We start from the raw sequence: 16593 nt of genomic DNA, 5'->3' as shown, positions 1-16593 counted from the left end.
ATGTCAGTTCTGTTTCAGACGTGTGTATATGTTAATCGAGAGGAAAAACCTGATCTAACAGGTTATTCTATAATTGCACTACTTGTCGGCCTGATTTTATATGTCATAGCACCTGACAAATGGTATGCTGTTCCATTTATGATGATTTCCGCAGCAATGACATACTTTCAAAGGTTTTATCTTGACAGCGGCAAACAAAAGCTACATGGCTATCTGGGCAGGTATCTGACTTTCCAAAAAGAGGGTGTTCTGATTGAAGGTAAATTTTATCCTTAAAGAGAAATTGATAAATTAAGAATAGATGTAGGAGATTACGATGGAGAGGAATATATATCAGCTTATGCTTCTTCTATTAAAAGAGGTATAAACAACTACATAGATTTCAAGTACCAAAATAAACACTATAAATTCGCATTTCACATTGAATCAAAACAACATCAGGACAATCTTCGAATGACACTCGATGCACTGATAGTAAGAGGCATAAAAGTAGAAACCTATTATAAAGGTAAGCCCTCAAACATATTTTAAAAGCACCAGTAATGCCGACATCAACGATTCGCATTCTCATCATCGACGAGATGCACCCAAGCCTTTTCCCGATGCTGGATGAAATCGGAGCCGAGGCCGATTACCGGCCCGACATACCACCGGCTGAGGTGCGGCAGGCGCTGGCCGGGTTCGATGGGTTGATTCTCCGGAGCAAGGTGCGCGTGACGGCTTCTACCCTGGAACTGGCCGAGCGGCTGAAGTTTGTGGCGCGGGCAGGCGCGGGCTTGGACAACATTGACGTGCAGGCACTGCAGGACCGGAGCATTGCGCTGCTCGGCGCGAACGAAGGCAACCGGCAGGCGGTGGGGGAGTTTACCCTCGGGCTGCTGCTGGCGCTGGTGCGTCATATTGTCCGCGGCGACAGGCAGGTACGGGACAAGCTGTGGGTGCGGGAGCCCAACCGGGGGGAGGAGATAAGCGGCAAAATGATCGGCATCATCGGGTATGGCAATATGGGCCAGAACTTCGCCAGGGTGCTGGGCGGCTTTAACTGCCGTATACTCGCTTACGACTGCTTTGCGCCGGAAAAGGTACAGCCACCCGCCGAGCGTGTGTCGCTGGAGGAACTGCAGGCGCAAGCCGAGGTGGTAAGCCTCCACATCCCCTATATCCCCGAGAACCTGGGGCTGGCGAACGATGCATTTTTTGAGGCCTTCCGGAAGCCCATATGGTTTCTGAATACCTCGCGCGGCGATGTGGTGGACCAGGCGGCGCTGGTGCGGCACCTGAAGTCGGGCAAAATAAAGGGTGCTGCGCTGGATGTGCTCGAAAACGAGAAACTGCAGACCTTCACCACCGCCCAGCAGGAGAACTTCGGCTACCTCACAGCCGCCGACAATGTCATCCTCACGCCGCACATCGCCGGCTGGACGCATGAGTCTTACGTGAAGATAAACGAGGTGCTGGTCGGGAAGATTAGGCAGTTGCTTTGATCGTTGGTTGCTGGTTGTTAAATTGTTAAACGGTTAGATGGTTGGTTTGAGGCATAGCCATATATGATTCGTACATCCATTCAACCATAAAACAATCAAGCCTGACAAACAGCAATTAGCAATCAAAAACTGCCTTTTTATGCCGCAAGTTTGAGCGCAGCGGTAACTTGCGATATGGAAGGGTACTGTTATATATGAATCTGTATATGAATCGGACAGGCATCTCAGCCATTTAGCCATATAACAATCAACAACAAACAACCAGCAACCAACAATCAGCCACAGTCTTGCTACTTGTGTGGCAAATTTTGTATATTTGCTAAACAACAAGGCAATGGCTTTGTAGTATAATTAATTTAGAACGTATGCCATACGTTGGCGACAGCATGTAATTTATGTGCCTGGCGCCGCACCGGAATTAATATATAAATCATACATACTTGGCAAAGAGAACGGTTATGCACTGCATAACCGTTCTCTTTGCTTTTGTGTCTTAAACGAGAGAACTGAATATGAGCAAGATTTCTTATTACACAGCGGAGGGTTTACAAAAGCTAAAGGAAGAACTGGCTGAGCTCAAGACGAAGGGCCGGGCCGAGGTGGCGCGCCAGCTGGCAGAGGCCCGCGACAAAGGCGACCTGAGCGAGAACGCGGAATACGATGCGGCCAAGGATGCCCAAGGCCACCTGGAGCTGAAGATTGCCAAGATGGAGGAGATTGTAGGCAACGCCCGCCTCATAGATGAGTCGGGGCTGGACGCCAGCAAAGCCCTGATCCTGTCGAAGGTGAAACTCAAAAACCTGAAGAACAACATGGTGGTGGACTACACGCTGGTGGCCGAAGAAGAGGCAAACCTGGCGGCAGGCAAGATATCGGTGAAATCGCCGATAGGGAAGGGGCTGCTGGGCAAGTCGGTGGGCGATGTGGCCGACATTACGGTGCCCGCCGGCAAACTGCAGTTCGAGATTCTGGAGATAAGCCGATAAACCATGGAAACGACACTCTTCACAAAAATCGTGAACGGGGAGATTCCGGCCTACAAAGTGGCGGAGGATGACCGTTTCCTCGCCTTCTTGGATGCGTTCCCGACCACTAAGGGCCACACCCTGGTCATCCCCAAGCAGCAGGTAGATTATATATTCGACCTGGACGAGGAAGTATATATAGGCCTGATGGCGTTCGCCAGGAAAGTGGCCGCCGCCGTGGAGAAGGCGGTGCCCTGCAAGCGCATCGGCCTGGCCGTGGTGGGACTCGAAGTGCCGCACACCCACGTACACCTCATCCCGCTCAACAGCATGCAGGACATGAACTTCGCCAATAAGAAGCAGTTCAGCAAAGAGGAGTTTGAAGACACGGCATCCAAAATAAAAGCCGCCTATAACGGGTAGCCTTCAGCTATATATAAGCAACAAACCACCTATATAAAAGGGGTTAGAAGCAGCGCCTTTTCGCTTTCTTCTAACCCCTTTTCTTTTATATATAGAAGCTGTTTAGCGTTTCCGATTTTAGTGTCCAAACCTGCCGTTGTTGGTGTTTTCACCGACAACTATACTTTCACTAACAAGTTCTTGCTGGTGAAAACACGCAGCAAGGGCATCATGCATCGATTTTTTTGAAAACTCTAAACAGCTTCATAGGCACAAAGTTATTGCTGTCCCTGCTGCTGTAATTGCTGTTTCTGCAGTTCCTCCAGCCGTTCTTCCTCCTCTTTGGCTTGCTTCCTGAAAAAGCCCCTGAACAGGATGTTGCTCTGCAGCGCCTCCATGTTCTGGTCAAACTTCTGGGAACTGGTTTCCAGGTTTTGCATGGTGCTCTTCAGGTTGCGGGCAAACTCCTCGTCGTTCAGCAGCACCCCCACGGCATTGCCCTCGTTGTTGAGCCTGCTGCTTGTCTCCTGCAGGTTTTCGGTCAGGGCCGCCGCGGAGGCCGTCGCCTCCTGCAGCTGCGCCATTGAGGAGCGAAGCTGGCTATATACCACCGTGTCAGTCAGCACCTGGTTGGCCAGCCCGCCGGGCGAGTCTAGCTTGTCGGTAAAGCGGTTTAGCTCTCTGGAGGCCTGCACGGCGTTTTGAGAAGTCTGCTGCAGGTTGGCCATCAGCCCTTCCAGGTCGCCCGCCATGGAGGAGTCGGTGAGGAGCTTGCCGATGACGCCCTCGCCTTTTGTAAGCCTTGAGGTAATCTGCTTGATGTCGGAGGTGATGGCGGCGATGTTGCTGTTGTTCACCTGCAGCGTCTCCATCAGTTTGTCGGTGTCTATCGGGTTAATGCCCCGGATGCGGTCACCGTCCTCTACCGGCGATGCCTCCAGACTGCCGTCCTCTATTACGATGTTCTTGTTGCCGATGAAGCTTTCGGAGCTGATGCGGGCCACGGCATCCTCGCGTATGTACTTCTGCGCGCTCTCCTCCACCGACATGGTCACCTCCACCTGCGATTTGCCGAAAAAACCGATATTCCGGACAGTGCCGATTTTCACGCCCGAGAACCAGACATTGTTGCCGGGCTTCAGCCCAGCCACATCGTCGAAAACGGCACTTATGGAAATGGTGCTGGTAAAGCGCTTCTGCTTGCCGCCCAGCGTGAAAATACCGGCAATCAGGATAATAATGGCCAGGAAAACGAAGATCCCGACAATCACCAAACGTTTGTTATCTGCAGTGCTCATTTAATCTGTAAAGTTGTAATTGTAGAATGCTTTAACGCGCTCGTCATCGGTCGCGAATACTTCCTCGAAGGTTCCTTGACGCTGAAACTGGCCGTCCAGCAGCATCACCACCCGGTCGCCGGTGGCCCTGGCGCAGGTCAGGTCGTGCGTGATGATGATGGAGGAGGTGTTGAACCTTCGCTGCACCTCGTTTATCAGTTTGTTTATCTCTATGCTGGTGATGGGGTCCAGCCCTGCAGTGGGCTCGTCGTAGAGCATGATCTCGGGCCGCAGGATGAGCGTCCGGGCAATGCCTATCCGCTTCCGCTGACCACCCGACAGCTCCGATGGCATCTGGTGGATGGCCTTTGCAAGGCCCACCGCCTCCAGCACCACGTCAATTACCCGGTCGCGGTCGCGCTGCGTCATGTGCTTGGCGTGCCGCACCAGCGGGAACTCCAGGTTCTCTTTCACCGTCATGCTGTCGTAGAGGGCGCTGTTCTGAAACGAGAAGCCAATTTTGAGGCGCAGGGCGTCCAATTCCTTGCGAGTGATGCGGCTGACGTCCTGGCCCAGCACGTTCACTACCCCGGCATCGGCGCGCAACAGCCCCGAGATGATCTTGATCAGCACCGACTTGCCTGTACCGGAGCGGCCCAGCACCACCAGGTTCTCCCCCTGGTACAGGTCCAGGTCCACTCCCCGCAGTATCACGTTGTCATCAAAAGCCTTCTGAAGCCCCCGTATAAAGATAACCTTCCTGCTCCTGTCTATATTCGGGTTTAGTTTTTTCTCCTCCATAACCTACACTGCGCGGATAGCGTTGATTATCTGCATCACCAAAAGCTCCTCTATAAAGAGCAGGAACATGGCCGTCACCACCGACGAGTTGGCTGCCTTGCCCACACCCTCCGTGCCTTTGGAGGAGTAAAATCCCTTGTAGCACCCCACCATGCCTATCGTGAAGCCGAACAGCACCGATTTGATGGTAGAGGCGATGATGTCCAGGAACGTGATGGTTTCAAACACCTGGTTGAAGAAGGTGGTGATGGTTGTCAGCTCGTTCTGGTGTACGTTCAGGTAGCCGCCCAGCAACGACACCAGCGTGGTATATATGGTGAGGGCCGGGATCATAAGCGTGGTGGCCAGCACCCGGCTCACCACCAGAAACTTGAAGGGGTTGGTGGCCGACACCTCCATGGCGTCTATCTGCTCTGTTACGCGCATGGAGCCGAGCTCCGCGCCGATGCCCGACCCCACCCTGCCCGCAGCGATGATGGCCGTTACCAGCGGGCCGATGGCCCGGATGATGGCCACCGAGATGAGGGCAGGCAGCAGCGACGTGGCGCCGAAGTCCTGCAGCGAGGGCCGCGACTGGTTCGTGAACACTATCCCGATGATAAAGCCGGTGATGGAGATCAGGGGCAGCGAGCGGACGCCCACCTCATGGCATTGCTTGATGATCTCCTTGAATTCGTAAGGAGGGAAGAAGACTTCCCTGAAAAAGCGGGCGATAAATGAGTTTATGCGGGACAACTCCAGGAAGAAGCGGTCTATCCTTCTGGAGAAAACGAATTTGCGCGTCTTGGTTGGAGGTATCTGGTTATTGCTTTGATCCATTCGTTGTCAGTTGAAAACGGGTAAGCCAGCCTGTATGCACCGGCTCGCGTGGCGGCCGGTCAGAAGACTTACCCCCACACATACGGCTTCAGCCAAGCACAGGGTTAAGAAAGATTCCAGCGAAACATGTAAAGGTATAAATTAACTTCGAGCATATGCAGGCATCCCGGCCATCCTTTGCAAATCAGCCCTGACAGGCAGCCTACAGCCCTATATAAACCTTGTTTTATATATAAACCATCTGCCGCAGCCTCTTTCCACTCCTGATGAAGGGGCATGGCAATGCCCGAAGTGCCCCTACTGCTGTCCTGCGGCGGCAAATATAAGCAAGAAGTGCCCGAAACGGAAACAGATTGCAAGGCTGGGCCCTGAGAAAGACACATTAGCCTCCTGAAGATGCGGTACCGGATATATGGCTCCGAAACGCGGTGCCAGTTTCGGAGCCAGCAAATTCCGGATGGGTTGGCGTCGGTTCAAAGCTCAGGCAGAGCAGCTTCCGTGTTCAGTATACATATATAAGGAATATATAACTGCTCTCTCCGGGGAAGCTTATTTATATATGGAACGGGCGAAATGGATTAGAATATGGAGCAGAACGGAAAGCTTATTTGCCTGCCAGCCGCTCGGGGTTGTCCAGCAGGAAGCTTTTCCAGGACTTGCCGCCCTGCTTGGCGTTGTTGCCTTTCTGGTAGTGGTGGCAAAGCGCCACGCCCAGGGCATCGGTGGCGTCGAGGAGCTTGGGCGCGTCCTGTATCTTCAGGATTTGCATGAGCATGCTGGCCACCTGCTCTTTGGAGGCGTTTCCGTTGCCCGTGATGGACTGCTTGATTTTCTTGGGGGCGTACTCCACATAGGGGATGTCGCGGGAGAGGGCGGCGGCGATGGCCACGCCCTGCGCCCGGCCCAGTTTCAGCATGCTTTGCACGTTGGTCCCGTAAAAGGGCGACTCGATGGCCAGCTCGTCGGGGAGGTACTCGTCGATGAGCTGAATCATGCGGTCGAAAATTTTCTTTAACTTGATGGCGTGGTTGCTGTAGCTCTTTAGGTGGATAACGCCGTACTGCACTACCTGTACCTTTGTGCCCGTCACCTCGATCAAGGCATAGCCCATCACCTGTGTGCCGGGGTCGATGCCGAGGATGAATTTATTGGGTGGGAGTGCCGGAGAGTGCGCCATAGGATTGCAAAAATAGACATATTATCTTGAACATTAACCGCAGCAGAAAATTCCTTTTGGCCGCTGGCAAAGCGCTGGTGGTGTTGCTCACGTTGTACCTGCTCTACAAGGCCGTCTTCAAGGCACCAGACGCTTTCCTGAGCTGGGGAGGCATTCTGCAAGAGGCCTGGCAAAGCCCGCTGCGCCCGCTGTTGCTGGTCACGGCAGCGCTCATTCCCGTCAACTGGGGTTTCGAGGCGCTGAAGTGGCGGCTGCTGGGGCAGAAAATTGAACGGCTGTCTTTCAGGCAGGCGTACCGGGCCGTAATGGTGGGCCTTACCCTCGGTTTCATCACCCCCAACCGCCTCGGCGACTATGCTGGCCGTGTGCTGGAACTGAAGAGCCAGCAGCGGCTGGAGGCAATCGGGGCTATATTCCTGGGGCGGTTCTGCCAGCTGGTGGCCACGGTGCTGGCGGGTTCTGTGGGTTTGGCTTACTTCATCCTCCGCTTTTACTGGCACCTGTATCCGTCTGTCTGCCTTAGCCTTATATTCCTGCTGCTTGCCCTGAATTTGATCGTGTTGCTGCTGCTTTACAACGCCCGCGCCATGGTGGCAGTGGTGGCCGGTATAAAGCCGCTGCGGCAGTTTGTGCCCTATATAGCCGTCATGGCCGCCTACGCTTCCCCTGAACTCACCCGCCTCCTGCTGCTGTCGCTGAGCCGCTACTGCGTGTTTCTGCTGCAGTTTATCCTGCTGCTGATCCTGTTTGGGGTGCAACTGAGCGCGGTGGAGTATATATGCGGCGTGTCCGGCACGTTCTTCCTCAAATCGGTGGTGCCTTCCGTCAGCCTGCTCTCGGATTTGGGCATGCGGGAGTTGTCGGCCATGTACCTCTTTGGCTTGCTGGGGCAGGAGCGCCTGCAGGTGCTGAGCGCGAGCCTGAGCCTCTGGCTGCTCAATATAGCGGTGCCCAGCGCCGTTGGCCTGTTCTTCGTGCTGCGCCTGCGGTTCGCCCGGAAAGGAGTCACCACGTGATCTGGCTGCTCTCCCTCACGCTGCTGGCCTATGCCTGGCTTATCCTGCGCCGCCGCGCCGCCTGGCAGGATCTCCCTGCCTCTGATGCCCCCGCAGGCTATATACCGGACGTGCGGCTTTCTGTCATCATCCCGGTTCGGAACGAGGCGGAGAACATCCTGCTGCTGTTGCAGGACCTGGAGCGGCAGCAGTACCCGAAAGAACTGCTGGAGGTGCTGGTGGTAGACGACCATTCGGAGGACAGGACGGTTGAACTGGTGAATGAATACAGGGCAGGTTCCACAATGATTTTGAGGTTGTTGCATCTGAAGGATTACCCAGCCATGCAGCTGAAGAAAGCCGCGGTGCAGAAAGGGGTAGAACTGGCGCAGGGCGAGCTGCTGGTGTTCACCGACGGCGACTGCCGGGTGGGGCAGGAGTGGCTGCGGCAATACGCTTACCTGTACCGGCTGCAGCAGCCGTACTTTATCAGCGGTCCCGTCTGTTTTCATCACACAGACACCCTTTTCGAGAAAATGCAGCTGGTGGAGTTCGCAAGCCTGATCGGGATTGGCGGCGCTTCGATTGGGCTGGGGAGACCCAACATGTGCAACGGGGCCAACATCGCTTACCGGAAAGATGTTTTTACCAGCGTGGCGGGCTTTGCTGGCAACGAGGGCATCGCCAGCGGCGACGACGAGTTTCTGTTGCACAAGGTACACCAGCAGTATCCGGGCAAGGTAGTGTTCCTGAAAAGCAGTAAAGCTATTGTTTATACAACAGCATGCAAAACGCTGATTTCGTTTATGTATCAGCGGGTAAGGTGGGCCAGCAAGTGGAAGTCTTACCAGAGCCTGCAGGTGCAGCTGGTCGCCGTCGTTGTTTTTCTGGTCAACTTCCTGCTGTTCCTGGCAATTGCCCTGCTGCTGTCCGGCAGCCTTCCCCTCTGGATATTTACAGCCGCCTACGCTTCGAAGTTTGCCGTGGATTTCCTATTTTTAAGGCAGGTGCTGGGTTTCCTGGGCAGGCGAAGCTACCTCTGGTACATGCTGCCGCTGCAACTCGTTTACGTCCCCTACGTGGTATTTACCGGTACCTGCGGCCTGCTGGGCCGCTACCGCTGGAAAGGGAGAATTATCCGCAACACATGAGCGACAATGAATTTGACCTGCTGGACGAACTGTACTTCGTCACGGCTTACCCTGATCTCAAAAGTACCCTCTCCCTGGATGATGAGGAGCTGTGCGCGGCCCTGCAGTCGCTTATCCGGCAGGGCTATGTGAAAATACTCTACCCCGACCAGGACACAGAGCATGCATACGAGGAGAGCAGTTTCGGGCAGCACTGCCGCGAGTATTATTTTCTTGCCACCAAGGCGGGCCTTGTTGTGCATAACTCCATCTAGGCTGCTTTTCTCCTGTCATTCTTTTTCTTCCGGCGGCCCATACTGCAGCCAGTCATACCTGTGGCGCATCCTCCTGGCAAGGCTTCCGGGAAGATGCATATATAAAATCAATACTTTATATATTACTAATGAATAAGCTGATTATCAGGGATGAATAGTATATATAGTGAAATAAATGCTTATAAATGCCGGGTGTTGCAACAGATGATCAGGATGTTATGTGTTGTGCCGGGCCGTCAGGCGTCTTTCTTTCAGCCTTGCGGGAGAGGCGGCGTTGATCGAAGGTTTAACACAGTTAGCTGCGCTTGCTAATGATTTTTTAGTAGTTTTACCTAACTTGTGCGCTCGTGTCCCGGCGCTGGCCCAGCACTGTCGGGGAGTGGCCTATATGGGGATGCGACCAAAACCATGATTCCGAATGCCTGATATCATCACACCAAATACACAGCAGGAACTGAACCTGAAGAAGCTGGAACTTTCGGCTCTGCTTGAGATTACGCAGGCAATCAATGATAACCTGCCGGAGGCTGCCCTGTACAAGATATACCGCTTCACGCTGCTGGCCCAGCTGCAGATCAGCCGCCTGGTGCTGTTCGTACACGACGACGCCTGGGAGTGCAAGGTATGCTTCGGCACCGAGCAGGACTTCACCAGGCAGCGGCTGCCGGAAGGCATCACGTCGCTCAAAGAGATATCTAAGGTGGCGAAGTTGCCGGTAGACAAGAAGTGGCGCACCTTCGACATCGTCATACCGATTCTGCACAACGGCAAAGTGCTGGCCTTTGTCATGATCGGGAAGATACAGCCGTATTACCAGAACATAGGGGCGCTCGGGTTTGTGCAGACGGTGAGTAACATCATGCTGGTGGCGATCGAAAACCACAAGATGGTGCGGCAGCGGCTGGAGCAGGAGTCCATCAGGCGGGAGATTGAGATTGCCCGTGAGGTGCAGACAATGCTGTTCCCGAAGTCGCTGCCCAACGACAGCAACGTGGTGATGCACGCCAGCTATATACCCCACTCCTCCATTGGCGGCGACTACTACGATTTCATCGAGATTGACGAGGACCAGTTTCTGTTCTGCGTGGCCGATGTGTCGGGGAAAGGCGTTCCCGCCTCCCTGCTGATGTCGAACTTCCAGGCAGGTCTCCGCACCATCCTGCGCCAGACTACGGATCTGGGCACTGTGGTGGCCGAACTCAACAACCTGATTTACCGCAACGCGATAGCCGAGAAATTCATCACCACCTTTGTGGCCATATATAACCGCCGGACGCGGGAGCTCATCTACGTGAACGCGGGCCACAACTCGCCTATCCTGCTGTACGAGAACAACACCCACCTGCTCCTGAACGAGGGCTGCACCATGCTGGGAGTGTTTGACGTGCTGCCGTTCTTGTCGGTGGGCAGGGTGTCAGTGCCCAAAAGCGCTGTGCTGCTCTGCTACACCGACGGCCTGACAGAGGTGTTTGACGAAGAGGAGGCGGAGTTCGGCATCGAGGGCACCATCGAGTTCCTGAAGCGCAACCGCTTCCTGAGCTCCAAGGTGCTGCACCTGCAGCTGCTCCGCGAGATAAAGCTGTACAGCGAGGAAAAAAGCTTCAACGACGACATCACGCTGCTCTCCTGCCGGTTTAAGTGATTGTTGGTTGTTAAAGTTTTAATGGTTAAATGGCTGAGTTGTTTGATTGTTGGTTCAGCAAGACTGTTATAATATTTGATGACCTTCTACAACCATTTAACCATATAGCCATTTAACCATCCTACCATTTAACCATTCCGCCACCGACCAACAATCAATACCAGCAACTCAACCTTGATCCGCTTCTATAAAACGCCTTACCTACTCCGGAAACTGATGCCCGGCTATATATGGCGCCGGGACGACGTGGCGAAAAAGCTGTTCCTCACCTTCGACGACGGCCCTATTCCGGAGGTGACGCCCTGGGTGCTGGAGCAGTTGGCCATATATAACGCAAAGGCCACGTTCTTCTGTGTGGGCGATAACCTGGCAAAGCACCCGGAGGTGGCGCGGCAGGCGCTGGCGCAGGGGCATGTGCTGGGCAACCACACTTTCCACCACCTGAAGGGCTGGCAGACGCCGTTGGAGGCCTATATAGAAAATGCCGCGCTGTGCCAGGCAGAACTGGATGCGCTGCAGCCGGGCAGGAAAGTGAATCTGTTCCGACCTCCGTACGGGCGCATTACGGCTGCCCAGGCGGCGGCCCTGCGGAAAACGCACGAGCTGATTATGTGGGACATGCTCACCAACGACTACGATGCCACCCTTCCGCCCGAAAAATGCCTCCGGAAAGCCATAGCGCATACCCAAAGCGGCAGCATCATCGTATTCCACGACAGCCTGAAAGCGCAGCGGAACATGCAATACGCTTTGCCGCGCTTCCTGGAGCATTTCTCCAGCCTGGGCTATTCGTTCGAGACTTTATGATTGTATCGGTAGTTTATTTCATACTTTATTTCCTGCTTTTCCTGGTATTGCTGGCCCTGCTGGTGCTCAACCGCAAATCTTACGGCTTGCTCGTTACCCAGCAGCCGCGCGTCAGCATCCTCATCGCCGCCCGAAATGAGGAACACACCATCCTGCGCTGCCTGCGGGCCATCGCGGCGCTCGACTACCCCCCGGATAGAATAGAAGTGCTGATAGGCGACGATGCCTCTACAGACGCCACGCGCGCCGTGGTGCAAGCCTATATACAACACCTGCCCAATTATACCTGTATCCCGATTCCGCAAAGCGCGGGCGTCACCAAAGGCAAAGCAAACGTGCTGGCTCATCTGGCAAAGCACGCCACCACCGACTTCTTCTTTTTCACGGATGCCGATATTGCCGTGCCGCCGCAGTGGGTGCGGGGCATGCTTTCGGAGATGCGGGAGGGGGTAGGCGTAGTGACGGGCATTACATCCATAGCGGGAGAAGGGTTCTGGGCGAGGCTGCAGGCCGTGGACTGGCTTTACGCGCTGGGGCTGATGCAGGTGATTTCGGACCTGAAACTGCCTGTCTCGACGATGGGCAACAACATGCTGCTGCGCCGGCAGGCATATGAGCAGACGGGAGGGTTTGAGGGGGTAAAATTCTCCGTCACCGAGGACGTGGCCATCTTCAACGCCATCATCCGGAAGGGCTGGGGCTTCCGGAACATATATAGCCGGGCGGTGCTGGCGCTCTCAACTCCCGCCGAAAGCATCGCGGCGTACCTGCAGCAGCGCAGGCGCTGGATGCGCGGCTCTCTGCAACTGCCTCTCTATATGGCAATCATCTTTATCGTCCACTCGGCATACTACCCGGTGCTGCTGCCGTTTTTCGCCTACACCTCGGTGGGAGCAATGGGGGCAATCTTTGCTTATAAGCTGCTGCTGCAGAGCCTATATGTGTTTATATGCCTCCGCCGCCTGGGGCAGTCGGTGCCGTGGTGGTTTTATATCGCATTCGAGATTTACCTCCTGGTGTCGTCTATCGTGCTCATCTTCTATTTCTTTCTGCCGCTCCGCATCACCTGGAAAGAGCGTAAGTATTAAGGGTTAGAGAATCAGAAAGTTAAAGAGTGAACAATCAACAATACAGCAATCAACAATTTAACCCATCAGCCATCAACAAGTAAAATCCGTCAAAGATTAAATTCCTACCTTGTGTGGTCTTAAACAGGAGCAGCATAGCATTAGCGATTGATAAATGATAAATGACAAATGACTTTAATTGACTCGCACGCACATATATACTCTGAAAAATTTGATGAAGACCGCGCCGATGCCGTGGCAAGGGCGCAGGAGAAGGGCGTAAAACGCATCTATATGCCCAACATCGACCATACCTCCATCGACGCCATGCTGGAGGCGGAGGAAAAGTACCCGGGCGTGTGCCTGCCGATGATGGGCCTGCACCCCACTTCCGTGGGTAAAGATTTTGAGCGGGAGCTATATATAGTGGAGGAGTGGCTGGGCAAGCGTAAATTTGCTGCGTTAGGGGAGTGCGGCACAGACCTGTACTGGGACAAATCATTTCTGCCGCAGCAGCAGGAGGCGCTGAAAGTGCAGGTAGAACTCGCCAAAAAGCACCAACTCCCCATTGTGCTCCACTCCCGCGACTCATTCAGCGAAACCTACGAGATTCTGGCGGCCGCGCAGGACGGCACGCTGCGCGGTATCTTCCATTGCTTTTCCGGCACCCCGGAAGAGGCGCAGAAAGTAAAAGAACTTGGCTTCCTGATGGGCATCGGCGGGGTGGCCACCTTCAAAAACGGCGGTCTGGACAAGGTGCTGCCGCAGGTGCAACTGGAGGACCTGGTGCTTGAAACCGATTGCCCTTACCTGGCGCCCACGCCGCACCGGGGCAAGCGCAATGAACCGGTGTACCTGCCTTTGATCGCAAACCGTGTGGCGGAGTTGCTGCAACAGCCAGTAGAAACAGTGGCCGAAAAAACAACCGAAAACGCCTTGAACCTCTTTAAGCTGTAACGATGCGCGTCACCAAAATCAATATCGACACCGCCACGCCGAAAAACCCGGAGGCGTCCATCCTTATTATATATACCGGTGGCACCATCGGGATGGTATTTGACGAGGAGCACACGCACCTGGTGCCCTTCAACTTCAGCCAGATACTGCAGAAAGTGCCGGAACTGAAGCAGTTTAAGTACCTGCTCACGGTGATGAGCATCGAGCCGGCTATTGATTCCTCGAACGTCACCATTGCCGACTGGATGATGATGGTGCGGCTGATAGAGGAAAACTACGAGGCTTATGACGGATTTGTGATCTTGCATGGCACCGACACCATGGCCTACAGCGCCTCCGCCCTCAGCTATATGCTCGAAAACCTGCAGAAGCCGGTTATCTTTACGGGGGCGCAGGTGCCCATCGGTCGCGTGCGGACGGATGCCCGCGAAAACCTGATTACGGCGCTGCAGATTGCAGCCACCAAGGTAGACGGCAGGAGCACAGTGCCGGAGGTTTGCATCTACTTCCACAACCTGCTGCTGCGCGGCAACCGGGCCAAGAAAGTGGAGAGCACGCAATTCAGCGCCTTCAAGTCGGAGAACCACCCGATACTGGCTAAAGCCGGCGTTAACATCGACTACTACTGGACCGCCATCAGGCCCTGCGAAAACCTTCCATTCAGGGCGCACTATGATATGGATTACCGCGTGGCCATCCTGAAGCTTTTCCCTGGCATAACGCCTTACGTGGTGAAAAGCGTCCTGTCGTCGCCGGAGTTGCGGGGCGTGGTGCTGGAAACCTACGGGGCCGGAAACGCCCCCACCAGCCCCTGGCTGCTGGATTTGCTCCGCGAGGCCATAGCACGGGGCATTCTTATCCTGAACGTGTCGCAGTGCGATGAGGGCTATGTGGAGCAGGGACGGTACGAAACAAGCCGTTACCTGCTGGAGATGGGCGTCATCGGCGGGGCCGACATTACGACCGAGGCCGCCATCACCAAAATGATGTTTGTGCTGGGGCAGCAACTGCCAGATGCTGAAACAAAGGAATTGCTCATGCGGGACCTCAGCGGCGAGATAACACTGTAACTATTCGCGCTAGAATATTTGCTGCGCTTGCAACTGTCCCGACAATTGCTGTATATTTGCAGTACAAACAGAGAGGTGTCCGAGTGGTTGAAGGAGCACGCCTGGAAAGTGTGTATACCTCAAAAGGGTATCGCGGGTTCGAATCCCGCTCTCTCTGCCGGTAGCGATACTAAAATTATATAAAAGCCTGCAAACACTTTGTTTGCAGGCTTTTTTGCTTTTAGAACTGTACCAGATTATTCAATTTTTCGCATAAAGAAAGTGCGTAATCCGGTGAGTTCATTTGGGGGAGTAGTTTACTTACCAAATTTTACATAACTGCCTGATGTACAATATGTACAAAAGCTGTGCATCTTGATTACGGTTGACTGCAAAGCTACATTTGTTTAACTTTTAAAGTCACCGTCATCAGTGTTAACTTCAGCCTTCTCTTTTATCTCAAGAAGCAAGAGAACTACCGCATGGGTCCAGCTCCTGTCTACCTGCGCATCACTGTTGCCGGGCAGCGCGCTGAAATGGCCACAGGAAGGGGGTGCGAACCAGACCGCTGGAATGCCCCCGCCGGTCGTGCCGCCGGTACAAAGGCATCCTCCAAAACCCTGAACGCTTACCTGGACAGCCTCCAGGTGAAGGTGTATGAAGCCCAACGCCAGTTGGTGGAGGCCTCAGGACTAGTCACGGCAACGGCTATCAAGAACAGGGTTATTGGAAAGGAAGAGAAAGGAGTCATGCTGCTGGAGGTCTTCCAGGACCACAATCGCAGGATGGAAGCCCTGGTGGGGGATGAGTTTGCACCGGGCACGCTGGAGCGTTACACTACCTCTTTGAGGCATACCGCAGATTTCTTGCAGTGGAAGTTTCAGGTCCAAGACATCGACATCAGAAAAATAGACCAAGCCTTCATCACCGAGTACGAGTTCTTCCTGCGGAGCATCCGCAAGTGCTCCAACAATACAGTCGTCAAGTACATCAAGAACTTCGGCAAGATTATTCGTATCTGCCAGCCCCTTTGTTAATTACAAGGCGAAGGTGAAGAAGGTGGATCGGGTTTACCTCTCAGAGGAGGAGTTAGAGGCCATGGCGGCGAAGCAGTTTGAGATGGAGCGTCTCTAGCAGGTGCGGGACATTTTTCTTTTCAGCTGCTTTACAGGGTTGGCGTATGTGGATGTGCTGCAACTGACATGAGCAGACATTAGCAGGGGGATTGACGGAGGGAAGCGGGTAAAGCGGATCTTTCTATCCCTGCCCTGCGCCTGGTAAGGGTGCTGGAGTATCTGAAGGAGTTCAGGGGCCTGCCGGAGATGATCCGGGTGGACAACGGGCCGGGGTTCATCTCCCAGAAACTGGAGGACTGGTGCAGGGAGAACAAGGTGAGGCTGGTGTTCATTCAACCCGGAAAACCGACGCAGAATGCCTATGTCGAGCGCTGTAACGGCAGTATCAGGAAAGAACAGCTGAACGCTTACGTGTTCAGGACCCTGTCAGTGGTGCGCCAGAAGGCCGGGGAATGGATGGAGGATTACAACCACCACCGCCCTCACCAGGCACTGAAGTTCCGAACACCAGTGGAATTACTGGAGGAAATCAGCAACTTGAAATACCAACTTTACGATGGCCTAAAATCAGGTAAGCTTACAGGGTGAGTCGGCTTCCCATGCACTGCAAACTCTGTATGCGGTTTCCACGGGCGCGATGGACGGCAGCGGCTGCCGGCAGGGGACGGAC

Annotated in this window: 18 protein-coding genes and 1 tRNA gene; 15 read left to right on the top strand and 4 right to left on the bottom strand. The window is 54.2% G+C overall.

The annotated features are described in order from the left end of the window. The 4 genes from GSQ62_RS04075 to GSQ62_RS04060 all read left to right on the top strand — a co-directional run bounded on the left by GSQ62_RS04075 (window position 1) and on the right by GSQ62_RS04060 (window position 2872). On the top strand, window positions 1–276 hold the full coding sequence (locus GSQ62_RS04075) for a hypothetical protein (protein WP_161888325.1): 276 nt from the start codon (window positions 1–3) through the stop codon (window positions 274–276). Window positions 277–542: 266 nt separating this feature from the next. Next, entirely contained in the window at window positions 543–1484 is a 942-nt protein-coding gene (locus GSQ62_RS04070; RefSeq protein ID WP_161888324.1) for an NAD(P)-dependent oxidoreductase, read from the top strand. 512 nt (window positions 1485–1996) lie between these two features. Continuing rightward, on the top strand, window positions 1997–2470 hold the full coding sequence (gene greA, locus GSQ62_RS04065; protein ID WP_161888323.1) for a transcription elongation factor GreA: 474 nt from the start codon (window positions 1997–1999) through the stop codon (window positions 2468–2470). Between the two features lie 3 nt (window positions 2471–2473). Then, a complete protein-coding gene (locus tag GSQ62_RS04060; RefSeq protein ID WP_161888322.1) occupies window positions 2474–2872 on the top strand; it encodes an HIT family protein in 399 nt (132 codons plus the stop codon). A 257-nt stretch (window positions 2873–3129) separates the two neighbouring features. Here GSQ62_RS04060 and GSQ62_RS04055 read toward each other — a convergent pair whose 3' ends face one another. The 4 genes from GSQ62_RS04055 to ruvC all read right to left on the bottom strand — a co-directional run bounded on the left by GSQ62_RS04055 (window position 3130) and on the right by ruvC (window position 6925). Next, window positions 3130–4149 (bottom strand): MlaD family protein, encoded by a 1020-nt coding sequence (locus GSQ62_RS04055; protein WP_161888321.1) that lies wholly within the window; start codon window positions 4147–4149, stop codon window positions 3130–3132. Further along, window positions 4150–4929 (bottom strand): ABC transporter ATP-binding protein, encoded by a 780-nt coding sequence (locus tag GSQ62_RS04050; RefSeq protein ID WP_161888320.1) that lies wholly within the window; start codon window positions 4927–4929, stop codon window positions 4150–4152. 3 nt (window positions 4930–4932) lie between these two features. Beyond that, on the bottom strand, window positions 4933–5748 hold the full coding sequence (locus GSQ62_RS04045) for an MlaE family ABC transporter permease (RefSeq protein ID WP_161888319.1): 816 nt from the start codon (window positions 5746–5748) through the stop codon (window positions 4933–4935). 604 nt (window positions 5749–6352) lie between these two features. Continuing rightward, window positions 6353–6925, bottom strand: coding sequence for a crossover junction endodeoxyribonuclease RuvC (gene ruvC, locus GSQ62_RS04040; protein WP_161888318.1), 573 nt, complete (start codon window positions 6923–6925; stop codon window positions 6353–6355). Window positions 6926–6951: 26 nt separating this feature from the next. Here ruvC and GSQ62_RS04035 point away from each other — a divergent pair, with 26 nt between their 5' ends. The 11 genes from GSQ62_RS04035 to GSQ62_RS03985 all read left to right on the top strand — a co-directional run bounded on the left by GSQ62_RS04035 (window position 6952) and on the right by GSQ62_RS03985 (window position 16511). Beyond that, window positions 6952–7941: a lysylphosphatidylglycerol synthase domain-containing protein gene (locus GSQ62_RS04035; protein ID WP_161888317.1), complete on the top strand. Its 990-nt coding sequence runs from the start codon at window positions 6952–6954 to the stop codon at window positions 7939–7941. Then, entirely contained in the window at window positions 7938–9071 is a 1134-nt protein-coding gene (locus GSQ62_RS04030; protein WP_161888316.1) for a glycosyltransferase, read from the top strand. The genes GSQ62_RS04035 and GSQ62_RS04030 overlap by 4 nt, the downstream gene beginning before the upstream one ends. Further along, window positions 9068–9325, top strand: a complete 258-nt coding sequence (locus GSQ62_RS04025) for a hypothetical protein (RefSeq protein WP_161888315.1) — start codon at window positions 9068–9070, stop codon at window positions 9323–9325. Before GSQ62_RS04030 ends, GSQ62_RS04025 begins: the two co-directional genes overlap by 4 nt. Before the next feature lie 418 nt (window positions 9326–9743). Continuing rightward, on the top strand, window positions 9744–10967 hold the full coding sequence (locus GSQ62_RS04020; protein ID WP_161888314.1) for a PP2C family protein-serine/threonine phosphatase: 1224 nt from the start codon (window positions 9744–9746) through the stop codon (window positions 10965–10967). Window positions 10968–11141: 174 nt separating this feature from the next. Next, complete coding sequence (locus tag GSQ62_RS04015) at window positions 11142–11774, top strand: polysaccharide deacetylase family protein (protein ID WP_161888313.1); 633 nt, start codon at window positions 11142–11144, stop codon at window positions 11772–11774. Continuing rightward, window positions 11771–12862, top strand: a complete 1092-nt coding sequence (locus tag GSQ62_RS04010; protein WP_161888312.1) for a glycosyltransferase — start codon at window positions 11771–11773, stop codon at window positions 12860–12862. Before GSQ62_RS04015 ends, GSQ62_RS04010 begins: the two co-directional genes overlap by 4 nt. 168 nt (window positions 12863–13030) lie before the next feature. Then, on the top strand, window positions 13031–13798 hold the full coding sequence (locus tag GSQ62_RS04005; RefSeq protein WP_161888311.1) for a TatD family hydrolase: 768 nt from the start codon (window positions 13031–13033) through the stop codon (window positions 13796–13798). Between the two features lie 2 nt (window positions 13799–13800). Beyond that, window positions 13801–14868, top strand: a complete 1068-nt coding sequence (locus GSQ62_RS04000) for an asparaginase (RefSeq protein WP_161888310.1) — start codon at window positions 13801–13803, stop codon at window positions 14866–14868. 69 nt (window positions 14869–14937) lie between these two features. Continuing rightward, window positions 14938–15025: transfer RNA gene (locus tag GSQ62_RS03995), tRNA-Ser, on the top strand. 211 nt (window positions 15026–15236) lie between these two features. Next, a complete protein-coding gene (locus GSQ62_RS03990) occupies window positions 15237–15884 on the top strand; it encodes a phage integrase SAM-like domain and Arm DNA-binding domain-containing protein (RefSeq protein WP_317164400.1) in 648 nt (215 codons plus the stop codon). Between the two features lie 246 nt (window positions 15885–16130). Further along, window positions 16131–16511, top strand: coding sequence for an integrase core domain-containing protein (locus tag GSQ62_RS03985; RefSeq protein ID WP_161888308.1), 381 nt, complete (start codon window positions 16131–16133; stop codon window positions 16509–16511). The last annotated feature ends 82 nt before the right edge of the window (window positions 16512–16593 follow it).

Source organism: Pontibacter russatus, assembly GCF_009931655.1.
GTDB classification, from domain to species: domain Bacteria; phylum Bacteroidota; class Bacteroidia; order Cytophagales; family Hymenobacteraceae; genus Pontibacter; species Pontibacter russatus.
The sequence above is the reverse complement of the archived record's forward strand: the minus strand, read 5'-3'. Positions and strand labels throughout refer to the sequence as shown.

Coding starts and splice junctions, on each gene's coding strand:
- GSQ62_RS04020 (WP_161888314.1), top strand. CDS start 9,744: ATGCCTGATATCATCACACCAAATACACAGCAGGAACTGAACCTGAAG.
- GSQ62_RS04050 (WP_161888320.1), bottom strand. CDS start 4,929: ATGGAGGAGAAAAAACTAAACCCGAATATAGACAGGAGCAGGAAGGTT.
- GSQ62_RS04060 (WP_161888322.1), top strand. CDS start 2,474: ATGGAAACGACACTCTTCACAAAAATCGTGAACGGGGAGATTCCGGCC.
- GSQ62_RS04005 (WP_161888311.1), top strand. CDS start 13,031: ATGACTTTAATTGACTCGCACGCACATATATACTCTGAAAAATTTGAT.
- GSQ62_RS04010 (WP_161888312.1), top strand. CDS start 11,771: ATGATTGTATCGGTAGTTTATTTCATACTTTATTTCCTGCTTTTCCTG.
- GSQ62_RS04075 (WP_161888325.1), top strand. CDS start 1: ATGTCAGTTCTGTTTCAGACGTGTGTATATGTTAATCGAGAGGAAAAA.
- ruvC (WP_161888318.1), bottom strand. CDS start 6,925: ATGGCGCACTCTCCGGCACTCCCACCCAATAAATTCATCCTCGGCATC.
- GSQ62_RS04045 (WP_161888319.1), bottom strand. CDS start 5,748: ATGGATCAAAGCAATAACCAGATACCTCCAACCAAGACGCGCAAATTC.
- GSQ62_RS04055 (WP_161888321.1), bottom strand. CDS start 4,149: ATGAGCACTGCAGATAACAAACGTTTGGTGATTGTCGGGATCTTCGTT.
- GSQ62_RS04025 (WP_161888315.1), top strand. CDS start 9,068: ATGAGCGACAATGAATTTGACCTGCTGGACGAACTGTACTTCGTCACG.
- greA (WP_161888323.1), top strand. CDS start 1,997: ATGAGCAAGATTTCTTATTACACAGCGGAGGGTTTACAAAAGCTAAAG.
- GSQ62_RS04000 (WP_161888310.1), top strand. CDS start 13,801: ATGCGCGTCACCAAAATCAATATCGACACCGCCACGCCGAAAAACCCG.
- GSQ62_RS04070 (WP_161888324.1), top strand. CDS start 543: ATGCCGACATCAACGATTCGCATTCTCATCATCGACGAGATGCACCCA.